This window comes from Achromobacter sp. NCFB-sbj8-Ac1-l (assembly GCF_052695805.1).
Genome location: NZ_CP199812.1, coordinates 5,699,435 through 5,716,061, shown reverse-complemented (window position 1 = coordinate 5,716,061; position 16,627 = coordinate 5,699,435). Strand labels below are relative to the sequence as shown.

The 16,627-nt window shown below is 60.7% G+C and carries 18 protein-coding genes; 11 read left to right on the top strand and 7 right to left on the bottom strand.

The features are described from left to right. Positions 1-80: 80 nt before the first annotated feature. On the top strand, positions 81-965 hold the full coding sequence (locus ACUDP5_RS26225) for an OB-fold protein (protein WP_445657604.1): 885 nt from the start codon (positions 81-83) through the stop codon (positions 963-965). 308 nt (positions 966-1,273) lie between these two features. On the opposite strand, the gene ACUDP5_RS26220 is transcribed toward ACUDP5_RS26225, so the two are convergent. Together ACUDP5_RS26220 and ACUDP5_RS26215 are read right to left on the bottom strand one after the other, a co-directional pair. Next, complete coding sequence (locus ACUDP5_RS26220) at positions 1,274-2,623, bottom strand: type II toxin-antitoxin system HipA family toxin (protein ID WP_445657603.1); 1,350 nt, start codon at positions 2,621-2,623, stop codon at positions 1,274-1,276. Beyond that, a complete protein-coding gene (locus ACUDP5_RS26215; protein ID WP_445657602.1) occupies positions 2,620-2,883 on the bottom strand; it encodes a helix-turn-helix transcriptional regulator in 264 nt (87 codons plus the stop codon). The genes ACUDP5_RS26220 and ACUDP5_RS26215 overlap by 4 nt, the downstream gene beginning before the upstream one ends. A gap of 418 nt (positions 2,884-3,301) precedes the next feature. Between ACUDP5_RS26215 and ACUDP5_RS26210 the strand changes: the two genes are divergently transcribed. Then, the gene (locus tag ACUDP5_RS26210) at positions 3,302-4,357 is read left to right on the top strand and encodes a DUF72 domain-containing protein (RefSeq protein WP_445657601.1); all 1,056 of its coding nucleotides are present in this window, start codon (positions 3,302-3,304) and stop codon (positions 4,355-4,357) included. 33 nt (positions 4,358-4,390) lie between these two features. On the opposite strand, the gene ACUDP5_RS26205 is transcribed toward ACUDP5_RS26210, so the two are convergent. Together ACUDP5_RS26205 and ACUDP5_RS26200 are read right to left on the bottom strand one after the other, a co-directional pair. Beyond that, positions 4,391-5,320, bottom strand: coding sequence for a nucleotidyl transferase AbiEii/AbiGii toxin family protein (locus tag ACUDP5_RS26205; protein ID WP_445657600.1), 930 nt, complete (start codon positions 5,318-5,320; stop codon positions 4,391-4,393). Next, on the bottom strand, positions 5,313-6,071 hold the full coding sequence (locus ACUDP5_RS26200) for a type IV toxin-antitoxin system AbiEi family antitoxin domain-containing protein (protein ID WP_445657599.1): 759 nt from the start codon (positions 6,069-6,071) through the stop codon (positions 5,313-5,315). The genes ACUDP5_RS26205 and ACUDP5_RS26200 overlap by 8 nt, the downstream gene beginning before the upstream one ends. A gap of 294 nt (positions 6,072-6,365) precedes the next feature. Between ACUDP5_RS26200 and ACUDP5_RS26195 the strand changes: the two genes are divergently transcribed. The 6 genes from ACUDP5_RS26195 to ACUDP5_RS26170 all read left to right on the top strand — a co-directional run bounded on the left by ACUDP5_RS26195 (position 6,366) and on the right by ACUDP5_RS26170 (position 10,734). After that, entirely contained in the window at positions 6,366-7,424 is a 1,059-nt protein-coding gene (locus ACUDP5_RS26195; RefSeq protein ID WP_445657598.1) for an RNA methyltransferase, read from the top strand. A gap of 372 nt (positions 7,425-7,796) precedes the next feature. Then, the gene (locus ACUDP5_RS26190; RefSeq protein WP_445657597.1) at positions 7,797-8,186 is read left to right on the top strand and encodes a hypothetical protein; all 390 of its coding nucleotides are present in this window, start codon (positions 7,797-7,799) and stop codon (positions 8,184-8,186) included. A 299-nt stretch (positions 8,187-8,485) separates the two neighbouring features. Then, a complete protein-coding gene (locus tag ACUDP5_RS26185; RefSeq protein WP_445657596.1) occupies positions 8,486-8,884 on the top strand; it encodes a hypothetical protein in 399 nt (132 codons plus the stop codon). A gap of 290 nt (positions 8,885-9,174) precedes the next feature. After that, positions 9,175-9,855: an RraA family protein gene (locus ACUDP5_RS26180; protein WP_445657595.1), complete on the top strand. Its 681-nt coding sequence runs from the start codon at positions 9,175-9,177 to the stop codon at positions 9,853-9,855. A gap of 52 nt (positions 9,856-9,907) precedes the next feature. Continuing rightward, positions 9,908-10,189, top strand: coding sequence for an Imm53 family immunity protein (locus ACUDP5_RS26175; protein WP_445657594.1), 282 nt, complete (start codon positions 9,908-9,910; stop codon positions 10,187-10,189). Between the two features lie 101 nt (positions 10,190-10,290). Continuing rightward, the gene (locus ACUDP5_RS26170) at positions 10,291-10,734 is read left to right on the top strand and encodes a hypothetical protein (RefSeq protein WP_445657593.1); all 444 of its coding nucleotides are present in this window, start codon (positions 10,291-10,293) and stop codon (positions 10,732-10,734) included. Here the strand turns inward: ACUDP5_RS26170 and ACUDP5_RS26165 are convergent. The 3 genes from ACUDP5_RS26165 to ACUDP5_RS26155 form a co-directional block, all read right to left on the bottom strand. Then, entirely contained in the window at positions 10,724-12,016 is a 1,293-nt protein-coding gene (locus ACUDP5_RS26165; RefSeq protein ID WP_445657592.1) for a type II toxin-antitoxin system HipA family toxin, read from the bottom strand. The two genes, ACUDP5_RS26170 and ACUDP5_RS26165, sit on opposite strands and share 11 nt — an antisense overlap. Next, entirely contained in the window at positions 12,016-12,342 is a 327-nt protein-coding gene (locus ACUDP5_RS26160) for a helix-turn-helix transcriptional regulator (RefSeq protein ID WP_263909404.1), read from the bottom strand. Before ACUDP5_RS26160 ends, ACUDP5_RS26165 begins: the two co-directional genes overlap by 1 nt. Before the next feature lie 198 nt (positions 12,343-12,540). Beyond that, positions 12,541-13,317 carry a Crp/Fnr family transcriptional regulator gene (locus ACUDP5_RS26155; protein WP_445657591.1) on the bottom strand — a complete coding sequence of 259 codons (777 nt, stop codon included), beginning with the start codon at positions 13,315-13,317 and terminating at the stop codon, positions 12,541-12,543. A 216-nt stretch (positions 13,318-13,533) separates the two neighbouring features. On the opposite strand from ACUDP5_RS26155, the gene ACUDP5_RS26150 reads away from it, so the two are divergent. The 3 genes from ACUDP5_RS26150 (at position 13,534) to ACUDP5_RS26140 (ending at position 16,561) form a co-directional block, all read left to right on the top strand. Then, positions 13,534-14,757, top strand: coding sequence for an ABC transporter substrate-binding protein (locus ACUDP5_RS26150; protein WP_445657590.1), 1,224 nt, complete (start codon positions 13,534-13,536; stop codon positions 14,755-14,757). A gap of 36 nt (positions 14,758-14,793) precedes the next feature. Beyond that, positions 14,794-15,708: a 3-keto-5-aminohexanoate cleavage protein gene (locus ACUDP5_RS26145; RefSeq protein WP_445657589.1), complete on the top strand. Its 915-nt coding sequence runs from the start codon at positions 14,794-14,796 to the stop codon at positions 15,706-15,708. A gap of 76 nt (positions 15,709-15,784) precedes the next feature. Further along, positions 15,785-16,561, top strand: a complete 777-nt coding sequence (locus ACUDP5_RS26140; protein ID WP_445657588.1) for an SDR family oxidoreductase — start codon at positions 15,785-15,787, stop codon at positions 16,559-16,561. Positions 16,562-16,627: the final 66 nt, after the last annotated feature.

Sequence of the window (16,627 nt, the reverse complement as noted above, 5' to 3'; positions counted from 1 at the left end):
AACGACGGTAGAAGGAGGGCGGCATCAGCCGATCTACCCACGCGACCTTTCCTGCACTGACTTTGGCTTGTCTGCCGAACATGTATGCTGCGGACGAGAACATCCGCCTGTTAGCGATCAGGCACGGCAAGTCAATCGATCAGGGTGAAGTAATGCTCGACCTCCATTCCTCGTCTCCATCAACCAAAGCGAAGCTTCGAGTCACATTCTGCGTGACTCTGGTCATGGCACTTGCTCCGGCGCTTGGCGCTGCCAAAGGGTATGTTCCCAGTGACGTTGAAGCCGCTCTTCTAACGCTTGTCCGACAGGATGATCTGCGGACGTTCGGTGAGGGGCAACAGAGCTTTGCTGCCCAGGCTCTCAACATCGACGTTGCGACAGCGTCTGAAATTGCTCACGTCTATAAGAGTGGAAATGACGCCAAAGCAAATCTACGGTTTCTCAACAGGCGAGTGCTCGTGTCGGGCACCATTGATGCGGTGCAGTCCGGTAGCCCTGGTCGCACAGCGCTTGTCTATGCCGACACCGGAACGACTCAAGTGCGCGCAATGACGCACGATGAACAGCCATCGCGTACGAGTGCACGGCAGGTGGGGAGCAAGGTCGCGCTGGTCTGCACGGGGGCAGGCGGAACCTCACGTGCAGTCACATTTGACGATTGCGAGAATGCGGACAGCTTTGCCCGGCGTGAATGGGGGCGCCTGAATGCCTGGTTTGTCGATTTCTATCAGGGCAAGTACGTGCCGAACATCATGGTGGTGACGATGGCCATCAATATTGCAGCACGGGCCAGCAGGATGCCTGCAGACCACCATTGCGGCGTAAGTGCTGAAAAGTGTCGTGAGGCTGCGATGGCGATCGGTTCTCTGACCGACGATGATGGTCTTTTCAGGGACACCGTCAAGCGATTCGAGGCACAAGGGCTGGATTTAAGCTTGTTTGCGCCCGTGCAATCGAAGCCCTAGCCAGTCGCAGGAAATAACCGAAATAGGAAATAACGAACCAGACTACGTTTTCTCATCGCTTAGGCCACAGTCCCTGCACTGAGCGACGCGATCGCCAGTCTTCTTGGCAAATCTCCTGAAGACCTGTGCCGATCGGCGTGCCGCTGCGCGTCGGGTTCGGTCCTGCGTGCTCGTTTTCAGAGTCGTCTAGTTCCTGCCTGACCGGGTCACTCCTAGCATGGTCGGTTGGCTCATGACTAATGACCAGTCGGTGCCGGTCTTCCCGCAGGTTCGCGAGGCAGCTTCAAGAGTCTGTGAATGAGAAGTGACTACCGCTTGCCGCGCCTGGGGGCCAACAGCTCCGATTGCCCGATCTTCGTGCGCGTCGACGCTGGCGGCTGAGGATCGGAAAACCCGGCCGCGGCGATAGCCGCATCCAGCGCTCGGAATTGCACCGCCGACTTGGGACTGCGTAGCGAGGCCATGCCCTCGTTCCAGGCATGTACCATCTGCTTGGCTACGTCACGCCAGCGTGGTTCATTCTTCGCCGCTTCGATTACTTCCTGGCCCACGGCTACCGCCGATTCACATAGACGTTCGATCATTTCCGCGTATTGCCGTGGCGGAATACCTAGCCGCGCGTTGAAGAACCGCTCCAGCGTCTTGCCGATTGTCCAGGTTTGGTGCCCGTCGATGGACAAGCTCGGCGGATTGCTGGCATAGCGCGGATAGGCCTGCGTTGTCACAATGTCGTAGGCTGGCGTGTAGGCCACGTCGGCCAGCGAGTTGTAGTAGAGCGCGATGTTCTTGGCGTGGCAGTCAGCGTTTCGTACCACATAGTTGGTGAGCAGCAGCCAGCCCAGCCGCGTCAGTTGTTCTCGTACCTGTGCGGCAGGTAGGTAGACCCGTGTGGCGTTCAGCACCTTTTCCGTGGTGGTCGCGTACTTCTCGTGGGGCGGCAAACCAAGCAGGCTGCACGCATCTTCGAGGCCATGCGTCGGGATGCCATGCGCATCGACATCGAAGCGTTCAACCACCAGCACGCGGCCATCATCGGACATTTGCGCCTGGACGACCGGCACCACGTTCAACCGTGCCAGCACGCGCAGGCTGTAGAACTCGTTGAAACCCAGGTAAGGCGTGCTGTCGTCCGAACCCTTGATGATGTGGCGGTGGGTGCGCAGAGTGGGTTTGCCCAAGGGGCCAGCCGCATCGGAAGACGTGGCCTCCGGTGCCAGGAATTTGGGCACCATGCCGGAAATGGCGGCGCGCGCGTAACGGCGCACCAGCGAGGAGAACTGTTCGACGCTGTTGTCCGCTTTCAGCAGGCCTTCGATCTGCAATGGCGCCAGATCGGCACCCGGCTTGCCACCTTCGGGCGTGACGGTGACGCGCCCAATGCCCATGCCGCCGACGACAGCGAGCAAGGACAGGTCTGTGCCGTCGAGCAGCGGCCCAAACTCTTCGCGGATGATGCCCAGCAAATAGCCTTCAGGAAGGTTCTGGCGGAAGAATGGATGTAGATCGCGCGGCCAGCGCCAAGGCTCCTCGCGTACTGGCATGGTCAGGCTAATGAAGTCGGCCGGATTGCTGCCTGGTAGGTATTTCAGGACGTATTCGTCCCGTTCCCGGTAGAGCTGTGCTCTCGTTTCCCCACTAACCTGGACGTCGAGTTTCATGGCGTGTCACCTCGACGTTGTTCGGCCAGAATGTCTTCGACCGTACGGACATGACCCAGCTTCACCGGCTTGAGGTCATAGCCGGCAGCTTCGAGCAGCCGCACCAAGATCGACACACTCATGTCGCCCTTGGCCAGGGTTTCCATGCGTGCCACCGTCGTGCGCGATACCCCCGCCCGCTGGGCCAGTGCTTCCTGGCTCAGGCCGGCTTGGCGCCGTGCCTTCTTCAGCATGTCGGCAACGTCAGAGAGGGTTGTCATTGTGTCCCCTGGGCATCAAAGATAGGCTAATCAAGTAAAATTGTAGCCCAGAAGATACTTTAATCAACCTCTTTTCTGCAGGCTTTTCAATGAGGCGGGTTCCTGCACGCGCCGCTCAACCTTGGCGCGCCGGTTGGCGAGCAAGGCCGCCATCACATCATCAAATTTCTTGCCATGTCTCTTTTTAATCAATTGGTTGAGTGGATTTTTCGATTCCCTTCACCGGCTCCAGCTTTCCCCTCATCGCTTACCTCGCAGTTCTTGTACTGAGCTGTGCGATCGCCTGATTTTCTTGGCAAATCTCCTGATGGCCTTTTCCGATCGGCGTGCCGCGGCGCGTCCGTAGCTGTACCGCGTGTTCGCCAGGTTGTCCGATTGAAAACGCAGTCTGGTTCGTTATTTCTTTAGAATGCCAAGCATGCAAGACGATCTTTTCGCAGATGCGCTACCCGTGCCGCCGGCCAACGCCTCGCAGCATGTCGCGTCTCCTGCCACTCCCGACCTTTCCGCCCTCCGAAGCATGGCCAGAGTGCTTCCTGCCCCTGCGGCGCAGGAATGGTGTGCGCTTGCGCAGCAGTTGCCGGCGCAGTTGCGCTTTGGCGTCTCCACCTGGTCATACCCCGGCTGGGAAGGGCTGGTCTGGGACGGCGAATACGATTCAAGCACGCTGTCCAGGCACGGCCTTGGCGCCTACCATCGGCATCCGCTTTTGCGCACGGTTTGCGTGGACCGCACGTTCTGGCAGCCGTTGACGGCGAGCCAGTATGCCGGTTATGCGGGGCAGGTCGATGATGATTTCCGCTTCGTCGTCAAATGCCCCGCCAGCATCACTGACGCCCAGGTGCGTGGCGAAGAAGGCAGGACGCGCGAGGCCAACCCGGTTTTCCTCGATCCGTCGCTGGCTGTCCAGGACTTCGTACGGCCAGCGCTCGAAGGCCTGGGGGCCAAGCTCGGCGTCCTGGTGTTCCAGCTGAGTCCACTGCCGCTGGGCTGGCTGAGTGGCCAGACATCGCTGTTCGAGAAACTGGGGCACATGCTGGCGGCCGTCCGGGAGGCATTGTCCACGCATGATGCCGTGATCGTCGCGGTGGAAGTACGAGACCCGGAACTACTGGGCCAGGCGCTGGTCGACACGCTCAAGGCGCATGGGGCCACTTTCTGCCTGGGGCTGCATGGCAAGATGCCCCCGATCGAAGCGCAACTGCCGATGCTGCGCGCGCTATGGCCGGGGCCGCTGGTCTGCCGCTGGAATCTGAACCGCGTTTTTGGCCCATATGGGTATGCCGCCGCGCAGAAGAAGCATGATCCGTTCAATGCCATTCTCAGCGAGGACATCCCCACTCGCATGGTGTTGGCGCGCACGGTCCGCGGCATTACGGGCGCGGGCCAGCCGGCCTACGTGACGATCAGCAACGACGCCGAGGGTTGCGCGCCGCTGTCCATCCAGCAACTGGCCCAGGCCATTGCGGGGTAGGTGGGGCTTCTAAAGCTGACAACGGCGGCCCGTTCATTTTTGATCTTTGAGGCTCAGCCCGGCATCAAGCGCATTCGCCTGTGTCAAAAAATCATTTGGGCGCTTTTTGCGGAACGCCTCCAGGTTGGCGAGCTTCCACCGTAAAGCTGGCAGTTGGGCAGCGTGCCGGCATTGCAGTAATGCCCAGTCAGGTTCAGCACGCACTAGCCCACTCAGGAATCGCTTGTGATGTGCGGTCATTCGTTGCGGCAGTTCTTGCCGCAATCTGGCACGAGCCTTCAGCAGCATTTCTAGCGAGCAGTCCGCTTCAGTCATGCCGACGAAAGCACGCTCATACTCTGCCGAAATGTCCTTGTCGTTGCCGAACAGCACTTCATGGGGCGGCCGATTGTGGCCGGCCAGATAGATCACGAAGCACTCGACCATGTCATCGCTGACACCACCTGATTCGTAAAGCTGCCATACGTCGAACAGATCACGCGGATGCTGCCGGTCCAGGGCCGCGACCAGCTTGCCAGCATATAACTCGTCTCGCGCGAGGATCGGTGCCGTGAACTCGACGCTGAACATGTCACTGGTTCTGGCGCTCAGCGGCCTATGCTCGATAGGCAGCACTGTTCCACGGAATACTACATTGACTTCGATCTTCACCTGGCTGGTATCGTTTCCGATGATCAATTTGGTGTCGCCGAGGTCATTGCCGCTAATCAGACGTGTCTGCACGCCAAGTGGCGCAACGCGCTGCGTGATGGCTGCCAGTTCGCTGTTGATCGCGCCCAGCGCCTCGTCCCGCGCTACATCCCAAGGCCGGTACACCACGTCGATATCCACCGACAGGCGGGGCATGTCCTGCACGAACAGGTTGATCGCCGTGCCTCCCTTCATCGCAAATACATCGTTAGCGAAGACTTCAGGCGTGACAGCGAGTAGCAGGCGAACCGTATCGGCGTAGTCCTTATCCATATGGGTTCAGGCTCAGCAGGGTGCCGTCGGCAAGCCGGCTCATCCAGCGTTTCGTACTGCCAGTACGTGGCGAATATCGCGTGAGCAAATCGTCCACATCCACTACCTGGGTCTCGCGGGCCCAGGTAAGGAACAGGCGGACGGTCTTGACGCTCGTGCAGCAGGACAACAATTGGCCCAGCAATTCCTTGCGCGGTGAACGCAAACCATCGAAGAGATTGCGGGCCTCTTCCAGGCTTTGCCTAGTGCCAGCGTCATACAGCAGTTCCAGCACAGCGCGTTCGGGTGCTGCCACGGCTAGCCCCTCGGGTAGGCCAGGGGGGGTACCCAGGCTTTTGCTGGCCAGGGCAGTACCCGGCCAATCGAACAGGCTGGCGTGCACATAACGCGCCGGAAAGCGCGAAGTGAACCAGGCTGGCAGCATGTAGCGGCTACCTCCCCACAACACCAGCGTGTCCCGGCTGCCCAGGTTGTGCCGTACACCCTGTAGGGCTAGCGCACTTCTGCCCCCGATGTGCAGGCCAGGCACGCGCCGTTGCAGAAGCTTCAATGCGCCGTAGGCCCCGAAATCATCATTCGGGAAGGCGTAGACGCCTTGTGCCAGCCGCACGAGCCAGCCCCCCTCAGCGTAACGTGCAGCAAGTTGGGGAGACACCCCGAGCTGAGCGAGAATGGCCAAGTCAAACGGTGCGCCACGGGGAAGATCCGCTTGGAGTCGCTTGATTACTTGGTATCTAGAATTTCCTTCCATGGTTGAAAATTAGCACAATATTCAATCGTTTTGTTCTCGTGGACAGAGAAGTTGCATTAGAAATAGCCTTATGGACTATTTCTAACGCTGAATCTAATCACGGGATCAGTCTCACAGATCCGTCACCCCTTGCCTGCTCAGGGCCGCGTTTAATGACCGCAGTTCCAGTCTTAAACCTGCTTAAGGGCTCAAATTGCGAACATCTCGACGTCGAGACCATAGCTCGACCTCTCACTCGCTTCCAGAGGCTTTCGACTGATTTTGCCCGGTTGGTGCGGGTAAAATCCGCTCCCCATGCGCTTCTCCGACTTCCACCCCCGTCTCGCCGCCCTCGGCGCCCAGCCGGCTCATCGCGGCCGGGTCATGCGCGCCTGGCTGAGCGGACAGGCCTTCGACACCGACACCTGGCGCCGGCGTTTCGACAACTACTTGCCGCTGGCGCTGCGTGACGCGTTGCCTGCCCTTGCCGCGGAACTGGGCGGTCTTGCCCGTGTTCATGCCGAACATGCCGGTAACGACGGCTCGCGCCTGCTGCTCGCGCTGGCAGACGGCCAGATGGTGGAAAGCGTGCTGCTGCCGCGCGATGGGCTCTGTGTTTCCACGCAGGTCGGCTGTGCGGTGGGCTGTCGGTTCTGCATGACGGGCAAGAGCGGCCTGATCCGCCAGGTGACCAGCATGGAAATCCTGGCCCAGGTCGTGCTGGCGCGACGTCAGCGTGCGGTGAAGAAAGTCGTCTTCATGGGCATGGGCGAGCCGGCGCACAACTTGGACAACGTGCTCGAAGCCATCGACTTGCTCGGCACGGATGGCAACATCGGCCACAAGAACCTGGTGTTCTCCACCGTCGGAGACCGGCGGGTGTTCGATGCCTTGCCGCAACAACGCGTCAAGCCCGCACTGGCGCTGTCACTGCACACGACCAAAGCCGACCTGCGCCGGCACCTCCTGCCACGCGCGCCGCAGATTACGCCGGACGAACTGGTCGAGCTGGGTGAAGCCTATGCCCGCGATACCGGCTACCCGGTGCAGTACCAGTGGACGCTGCTCAAGGGCGTCAATGACGGCGACGACGAGCTCGACGCCATCCCCCGCCTGCTCAAGGGCAAGTTGGGCGTGCTCAACGTCATTCCCTTCAACAGCCTGGAAGGCGACGACTACCAGCGTCCTGATACCGAACGCATCCGCGAGATTGTTCGTACCCTGCACCGCCGCGGTGTGCTGACCAAGGTGAGGAACAGCGCCGGGCAGGACGTGGAGGCCGGTTGTGGCCAGCTGCGTGCGCGGGCCGTGGGGGCGGAACAGGTGGTCGAACTGCGCCGCCGGCCGCGTGGCGCCGGGGCGGAAGCCGCCTAGCGCCTTTCTGGTCCGAGCAATAGCTCGCTTCACGTAGGGGTCGGATTGCGTTGATCCGCTCCCACTTTGCCCTTCATCTTCTTCATGGTCCTTGTGCAGGACCACGATCGCTAGATCGTCTTGGCAATCTCCTGATGACGTTCCCTGTGCGCTGCGCTGCCTGCGCGCCGCTCGTTTCTGCCTCATCGGTCCGTTTTCAGAATCTTCCAATTCCCCCTGGGGAGGGTGAGGCCTAGCATGGCCGGTTGAGCCGTGGACGACGAACGGGGCGCCTGTTGGTTGCTGGTGTAGCGTCGCTGAACGCGCAGTCCGGGCCAGTCGTTTCTTACCGCCCCAGGAATATCACCAGGGGCCATCATGGAGCAAGATTGAATGCGTAATGTCTGGATGATCGTCTCGAGCTTTGCGGTCGCTGTCGCAATTGGCGGAGCGGTTTACTACTTCTTCCCACGGCAGCCGACGGCTATCACCCCTAGTGCATCGCAAATGCCATCAACTGAAGGCCATGTGCTCATACTGTCGACCGGCAATCCACTGCTGTCTGCGGTCAAAGGTCAACTTGACCGATGGGTGCCGTTCTATCCAATTCGCTGTGGCGAAATCCTTTTCGAGAAATCCGATCCCAAAGCCCAGCACTTCGAGTTTTGTATCAATGAGATTCAGCGTCGCGTATCTGGGGCTGCCGGGAAGGATTTAAGCAGAGAGGATGTGCTCGACCCGCGCGTCAAAGCGCATTGGCGCGAAGTGATGGGAGCCCAATAGCAGCTGCCGTCTCCCCGAAGTTCACCGCTTCCCTGGGGTTTCGCCAGACTGCTTCGAAAAATCCATTTGCGACGTTTTCGACCGGTGTGGTGTGCATCGTCCGATGCTGTCCTGCCTGTGCGTTTTCAGAATTTTCCAATTCCTGCTGGGCAGGGTGCGTCCTAGCATGGCCGATTGAGCCGTGGACGACGGGCGGGGCGCCTGTTGGTTGCTGGTGTAGCGCCTGCGACCGCATGGGTCTGGCCCGTCATTTCTCATGCCCCCGCAACTTCACGCCGGGCAACTTTGGAGCAAGATGGATGCGCAATGTCTGGATGATCGGGTCGAACCTTGCGATCGTTGTCGCGATTTGCGCGCTGGTTTACTACGGGTTCCCGGCGCGCCCGGCCACGCTGGCGGTTGCCGCGTCTGGCCTGCCGCAACGGCAAGTGGCCGATGGGCATGGGCTGGTGGCGCTGGCCGACAATCCTTTGCTGATCGCTGACAAGGGTCAACTTGACCGATGGGTGCCGTCCTATCCGATTCGATGTGGCGAAATACTCTTCGAGAAGTCCGATCCCAAGGCGCGGCATTTCAAGTTTTGTGCTGATGAAATCAGACGGCGGGTATCGCGGGCTACTGAGCACAAACTGGGCCGAGAAGAGGTGCTAGACCCACAAGTCAAAGCGCACTGGCGCGAAGTGATGGGAGGCCAGTAGCTGGTCCATCTGTCCGCAGTCTTGCCATCGCACCAGTCGTTCGCGGGGCTGTCCGGACATTCCCTCCATGACGCTTTCTGATCGGCGCGGATCGTCCAAGGCTTTCCCGCCAACTCGTTTTAGAAATCATCCAATTTCTGCTTGGCCGCGCGCCGCTTGGCGCGGGAAGTCCAGCCGATGCCGGCTTCGGGGTTATCACGCAGGGTGATCCCGCGTCGGCATGCGAGGCGGAAGACTCCCTGCGCAACGACGTACGACCGTGCATGCCATAGCCACCCAAGGAGACAATGATGAGCAAGCCGGACAGAGACACCGAACAGCAACAAGCCGCCTACCTGGACCGCCTGGATAAATGCTATTCAGGGATTCTTCACGATGTCATGCGGGCCGAAGGGCTGCGCAATTTCACGCTGCCTTCGACACTGCGTCCGTTGGTCCCCGGTCAAAAGCTGGCTGGCCCGGCCTTTACCGTTGCGGGGCGTGTCGATCGCACAGCCGATGGACATGACACCTTGCTGGGCTGGACGGGTCTGCTGTCCAAGGCGAGGCCGGGACACGTGGTGGTGATACAGCCCAATGATTCGACGGTTGCGCACATGGGCGAACTGTCTGCCGAAACGCTCAAGTACAAGGGTGTGCGCGGCGTGATCGCTGATGGCGGCGTGCGTGATTCCCAATCCATCCTGGATATTGGTTTTCAGGTATGGCACCGCTATTACACGCCTCGCGACGTGGTGGGCTATTGGTTGCCGTATGCCTTCGACGTGCCGGTGACCATCGGTGAGGTCAAGATATGTCCTGGCGATTACCTGTTTGGCGATGGGGATGGCGTGGTGCGCATTCCGCGCGCGCATCTTGATCGGGTGTTGCAACTGGCGGAAGCGGCCATGGGCAAGGAGAACCTGGTTCGCAAGGCAATCCTTGGCGGGATGGATCCGCAGGAAGCGTATTTGATGTATCGGAAGTTCTAACCGTGTCGCGCCATATGGTCGGCTACCAGATTTAGAGAGCGTTGACAAGAGAATGCGGACAGATAGCGTGGTTGATGCTCTTCAAAATTGGTACGCCTCGCAATGCGACGAAACTTGGGAGCACTCTTGCGGTATAGAGATTACCAATATAGATAACCCAGGCTGGAAGGTGAGAGTGAGCGGTTCATCGGGGAAGCAATGCTTCAAGATGAATGTGGAGCGCAATGGGGAAGACTGGGTAGTGGTGAGAGCGACCGGAAGTGAGTTTTCCGGATACTGTGGCCCGGGCAATCTCAATGAGTTGCTGCTGCTCGTTGTCGAGTGGCTGCGATAAGTCCGAACTACTTGGTTGTGTTGCCATGGCGGCCATGCTTGCATGCCTGCTGGCATTCGCCGTTTGGTTTCGCAATGCGCACTAGTCGGAAGGAGGAATCAATGGGTGGCCTAGTCCTGCATTTGGTCGGGATAGTGGTTGGGGCAGTCGTGTTCGTGGCGGGTATCTACGTCTATTTGGTTCCGCAGGTCTTTCCAGCCACATCTCTGTTCTTGATTGTCGGCATCTGTGCCGCTGCAATCCTTGGCGGCTGCCGGATCTATCTCTTCACCGAGGCTGGATCGTATCGATGGCTTACAGTGGCGTTGGGTGCGGCCATCCTAGCGTTCTGCGTCTTTTACATTTCTATGTTTATCATTTTGAACACGAGGGGCTCGTGCATGCTGGAGTGCAATGAAGGCATGGTGATGAGTCATCAACCGTTCATTCACAGCATAGGAAATGTAGTCTGGTTGGCTATTCTGCAGGTAGGGAATTGGAAGATTCTGATTTTCGGAAACGGTGCGGCGTCAGACTACATTTTCGTGGGTGAGTCTAACCTTTGAGCAGGGCTGCCGTGGCGTCCATTTGCTCATGTTCGAACGCCGCTGCGAAGTCATCCAGCTCGTTCGAGCGCAGTCCGACTTCCTTTCCAAGAGCGACTTGTCGCCAGCTCATGACCGCTGTGTAGACCTCGGCCAGCACGGCCAGCGCTTGGGTCTTGTCCAGTGCGAAATAGGGCGCGCGGGCGAGCAGCATATGCATATCGGTGATGGGGCCGTCTGCCTCGGATAGCCAAGTCTTGGACTCCCGCTCTTTATCGGGAAACGGGTTGATGTCAAAGGCGGGTGCAAGGCGCCATTGTCCATGTTCTACGTGCAGAAAGCCGTGATTCTGAAGGTGATCGTCCACATTGGTGATCAATAGGTTGAACACCAAACGGCGCCAGAGTTCGTGCAAATCCCGAGTGGGGGCTTGACCGTGGGAGCGGATGGCATCTGCAATTTCCGTGTAACTACGGTCTTCCTCGCGCGAGGCCTGCAACAACGAGGCTGCGGATTGATAGGGAATGCGGCCATTACTGCTGTCGCGGTCAAATCTTCGAATGACGGCTATCGGCGCATCGGCCAGGAGGGCGATGCGCGCGGGCGCGGCGTCGATTCCCGCCAGCCGAGCCAACGTCAGCGCCAGGACTTCGCCGCGTGTAACGCTGCGAATATCGTTGACGCTGGGAAACTTGCCGATGGCGAGCCAGCCGTCTTCGTCAATGATTGTGCATTTTGGACGCATGCCGCCAAGCGAGGTGCCTTTGCCCTGTAGGTAGCGCAAGTCTTCGGCCGTTTCTTGCCCGCGCTCGACGGCACGGCTTGCTTGATAGATGTGCTCGAGCTCAATCAATGGTGGGGTGGTACGCCGACCTTCTGGCGCTGTTCGATGCCAGACTCCATCGGAATCGCGCAGACGTAGCGCGCCAACGCGGCTGAAGTCATCGACGGCAAGCAGATAGTCCAACTCGGTGAGAGCCGGTAGCTTCGGATCCGCTCGGCGGCGTTTGGCATGATCGCGCGCGATAACGCGGCGACCCCAGGCGTCGGGGACGGTATCCGCTAGCGCACCATGAAAGACGGAGTCATGAGGCGAGGCCGCCTTATGGGGTTGGTGGCCATGCACTAACTGCAGGTCCGCTGATACGTTGAACCGTGCAGGGCTGGCCAGCCACGTTTCGTCGTAGGCAAAGGCACAATTCTCACGCCGGCCTTGCTGGACGTATACGAGCGAGCCTAGCGGCAGGCCAGCTGTGCCGATACAGAGTTGGACGTGTCGACGGATCGGTGCAATGGTCGCCATCACAATGCTCCCGACGAGCCGCCGGACTTGCTACGCACGCGCTTGGGCAGGTGCTCGTCCATCAGTGTGAGTCCAATCTCGTCGTTCGGTGTGTCCAGCAGGTGCTCAAGCGCGTGGATCTCGCCGAAGACATGTAGGGCGCGGGCGTAGAAGTGGATAGGCACGCGGGCGTCACCCTTCTCCATGCGGCGCACCGTTGATAGGGATGCGCCCATGCGTTCGGCTAGCGAAGCCTGGGATATGTGGCGCCGCCTGCGGGCCAGCGAAATGTCGTTGCCGAGTTTCTGGATGGCGCGTTCGACTGGCAATGGGAGGGGGGATTCCATTTAAAAGCTCCATAGGGGCGTTTAACGGCATTTAAAGGTTCCCTGGAGAGTGATTATATGGGTTGGCGGTTGCTAATGTGAAATATTTTTGCCGCCCTATGCCGCCGGAGATTCGACCTAACGGCGTTAGTCCGGTCGACAAGGCCCAAGGCGACAGAAGGCACGCAAGCCCTGAAGCGAATCCTAGTCCGAAGCGCCTCAACCCGCAGCGGGCTTTCGACTGATTTTCGCTAAGCGATATAGCGCGTCGGTATCCAGCACCGTCAACCCGCCATAGTGGGTCCGCAGCACCCCCTCGCGTGCCAGCATAGTCAACGTGGCGTTGCAGCGTTGCCGTGACACTCCGCACAAGGCCGCGATCTCTTCCTGCGATATCTTCAATCGCCCATCGAACCCCGAATGCTGTTCCGCATCGCATTGCGCAGCCACCGCGCGGGCCACCGTCGTATCCACGTCCAGCAGCACGTTGCCCGTGTAGCAGGCCATCAGCCAATTGACCCGTTGCGCCAGGTGCATCATCAGCACCTTGGTGAATTCGATGTTGTTGTTCCACAGGCGTTCGCAGGTGTCGCGCGGCAGGATGACGATCTGGCTGGGGCGCAGGGCGACGACTTCGTATTCAAATTGCTCGCGGCGGATCATGGTGGCTTCGCCGAACCAGCTGCCTGTGCTGAAGCCGGCCAGCGACAGGGACCGGCCGTCGGGGCCGCGGGACGACCATTTCACCAGGCCGGCCACCACGCCATACCAGCCGGGCGAGCGCGAACCCGAGCGGAACAGGTATTCGCCGGCGGCCAGCGACACGGTGCGCAGTTCGGACCGGACCACGCTGCGTTCCAGCGCGGGCAGGCTCTTGTACCAGGGCACCACGTCCAGCATGCGATCGACGGGGCAGGTCGCGGGGCGGCGCCTGGCGGCGGGCGACTCGTTGGCATTGGCATGCGCGTTGGCGCTGCCGGCGGGCGATCCACGCATATCCATTCCTTTTTGCAGTGCGATATCGCTCAGGTAAACCCTAGGGCGCTCTGTCACCGTGATGACTGTTCGCATCCCGGGCGGGACGCAGAATAGGCCAGGGCCTGTCAACACGCAAAGTCGCCTGCGCACGCAATGAACGCGTATCAACGCGCGAGGCGCAGTCGTGACAGGCTCTTGGCCCCAAGAGCCCAAAAACCATAAGAGGAGATAACGATGTTGTCAATGCAACAGGCGGTCTGCCGTGCTGCCGTCGCCTGCGGGGCCGTGGTCTCGCTGCTGAATGCCCCGGTCGCGCAGGCCCAGTATTCCGACGATGTGATCCGGATCGGCTTCATTACGGACCTGTCGGGCGTGTATTCCGGGCCGGACGGTCCGGGCGGGGTGGAAGCCATCAAGATGGCCATCCAGGAGATGGGCGGCGAGATCCACGGCAAGAAGATCGAACTGCTGGTGGCAGACCACCAGAACAAGGCGGACGTGGCGTCGGCCAAGGCGCGCGAGTGGTTCGACCAGAAGGGCCTGGACATGCTGATCGGCGGCACCAATTCCAGCACGGCGCTGGCGATGTCGAAGGTGGCGGCCGACAAGAAGAAGCCGATCATCGTGGTGGGGGCAGGCGCCCCGGCGCTGACGAACGAACAATGCACGCCCTATACGCTGAACTATGCCTACGACACGGTTGCGCTGGCGCGCGGCACGGGGGCGGCGGTGGTGAAGGCGGGCGGCAAGAAGTGGTATTTCCTGACGGCCGACTACGCCTTTGGGCATGCGTTGCAGGCGGATACGACGAAAGTGGTGGAAGCGGGCGGCGGCACGGTGGTGGGGTCGGTGAAGCACCCGCTGTCGTCGGCGGATTTCTCGTCGTTTCTGTTGCAGGCGCAAAGCAGCAAGGCCGAGATCCTGGCGCTGGCGAACGCCGGGGCCGACGCCACCAATGCGATCAAGGCGGCGAATGAGTTCGGCCTCACCAAGACGATGCGCCTGGCCGGGCTGATCATGTTCATCAACGACATCCATGCGATGGGCCTGCAGGCCACGCAGGGCATGTACCTGACCGACAGCTGGTACTGGAACGCGTCGGAAGAGACTCGCGCGTGGAGCCAGAAGTTCTTCCAGGCCCGCAAGGCAATGCCGTCGTCGTTGCAGGCGGCCGATTACTCGGCGGCGCTGCAATACCTGCGTGCGGTCAAGGCCACGGGCACGGATGACGCGGACCGCGTGCTGGCCTATCTGCGTGAGACCAAGCTGAACGACCTGTACATCAAGGACGGTGTGGTGCGCCCTGATGGCCGGGTGGTGCACGACATGTACCTGCTGCAAGTGAAGACGCCGGAGCAGTCCAAGGAACCGTGGGACTACTTCGACGTGGTGCAGACCATCGACGGCAACGAGGCCTTTACCAAGAAGGCCGAGACGCGCTGCGCACTGTGGAAGTGAGCGGCGCCGGCCAATCCAGCTTGAAAGAGAAACTTCATGGCGAAACGCAAAGTGATCGTGACCATTGCCCCGACGGGGGGCATGGCCTTCAAGACCCAGAACCCGCATCTGCCGACCCAACCGGCCGAGATTGCCGACGACGTCTACCGTTGCTACAACGCGGGCGCCAGTGTGGTGGCGCTGCATGCGCGCCGCCCGGACGACCAGGCGACGTGCGACGCGGGCATCTACCTGGACATGAACCAGCGCATTCGCGACCGCTGCGATATCGTGCTGAACAATTCGACGGGCGGCGGCGTGCATGGCGACATGGTGCGGGAAAGCTATCCGGGCATGTGGGAAATCGTGTGGGAAGAGCGGCTCAAGGGCATGGATGCCGGTGCCGAGATGTGCACGCTGGATGCGACGACGCTGAATCTGGCTTTCGGCGACCACGAATACCTGATGAACACGCCGCTGACCAAGGCCCGCGAGCTGGCGGCGGGCATGAAGGCGCGTGGCATCAAGCCCGAATGGGAGGTCTTCAGCCCGACGCACATCCTGCAGGACACGACCACGCTGATCAACGAAGGGCTGGACGACGGGCCGCCCTTCGTGAACCTGGTGATGAACGTGCACCGCAATTTCCAGAACGCGATGCCGTTCTCGCCGCGCTATTTGCAGATGATGGTCGACATGCTGCCCAAGGACAGTGTGTTCTGCGTGAGCGGCATCGGGCCGTCGCAGCTGGAAGCCAATATCAGTGCGTTGCTGCTGGGCGGGCACGCGCGCGTGGGGCTGGAAGACAATCTGTATTACCGCCATGGCGAGCTGGCCACCAATGTGCAGCTGGTGGAACGCATCGTGCGCATCATTCGCGAGATGGACATGGAACCGGCTACGCCGGCCGAAGCGCGCGAGATCATGGGCTTGCCGCGCCGCGGTGGCGTGCGGCCCCAGTTCGCCTGCTGACGCAGCGGGCGTTATTGCAGGCAGGCGGCGCGATCGATGATCGCGCCGGTTTTTATTCTTTTACCGGCAGAACAACATGAGTGAATCCTTGAAGGGCAAGCGGGTCCTGGTGACGGCGGGGGCGCAGGGCATCGGCCTGGCGATCGCGAAGAAATTCCTGGCGGCGGGCGCAGACGTGCATATCTGCGACGTGGACGAGGCGGCCGTGAAGGCGGCGGCCGCGCTGTCGCCGAGCCTGAGCGCCAGCGTGACGGACGTGTCGCGCGAAGCCGAGGTGCGGGCCATGTTCGCGGACCTGGCCCGGCGCTGGGGCCGGCTGGATGCGCTGGTGAACAACGCGGGCGTGGCTGGCCCGACCTGCCGCCTGGAAGAGATTGGGCTGGATGCCTGGCAGAAGACGCTGGATGTGAACCTGACCGGCACGTTCCTGTGCGCCCGCAGCGCGGTGCCGTTGCTGCGGGAAGCGGGGGGCGGCGCCATCGTCAATATCTCGTCGGTGGCGGGGCGACTGGGATTCTCGCTGCGCACGCCCTACAGCGCCACCAAGTTCGGCCTGGCGGGGCTGACGCAGACCTGGGCCATGGAGCTGGGGCCCGACAATATCCGCGTCAATTCCGTGCTGCCGGGCGTGGTGGCGGGCGAGCGGGTCGAACGCATCATCGCCGCCCGCGCCGAGGCGGGCGGCGTCAGCCATGAAGAAATGCGCATGCGGCTGGTGGACAAGGTGTCCCTGCGCCGCATGACGCAGCCCGAGGACGTGGCCAATCAAGTGGCGTTTCTGTGCTCGGACGAGGGGGCGATGGTCAGCGGGCAGAGCATTTCGGTGTGCGGGAACGTCGAGTATCTGGGGTGACCTGACGACCGAAATAGATCAGCGTATTAGCGTTTTCGTCTAAAAATATGATTTTGGTATCAAAAA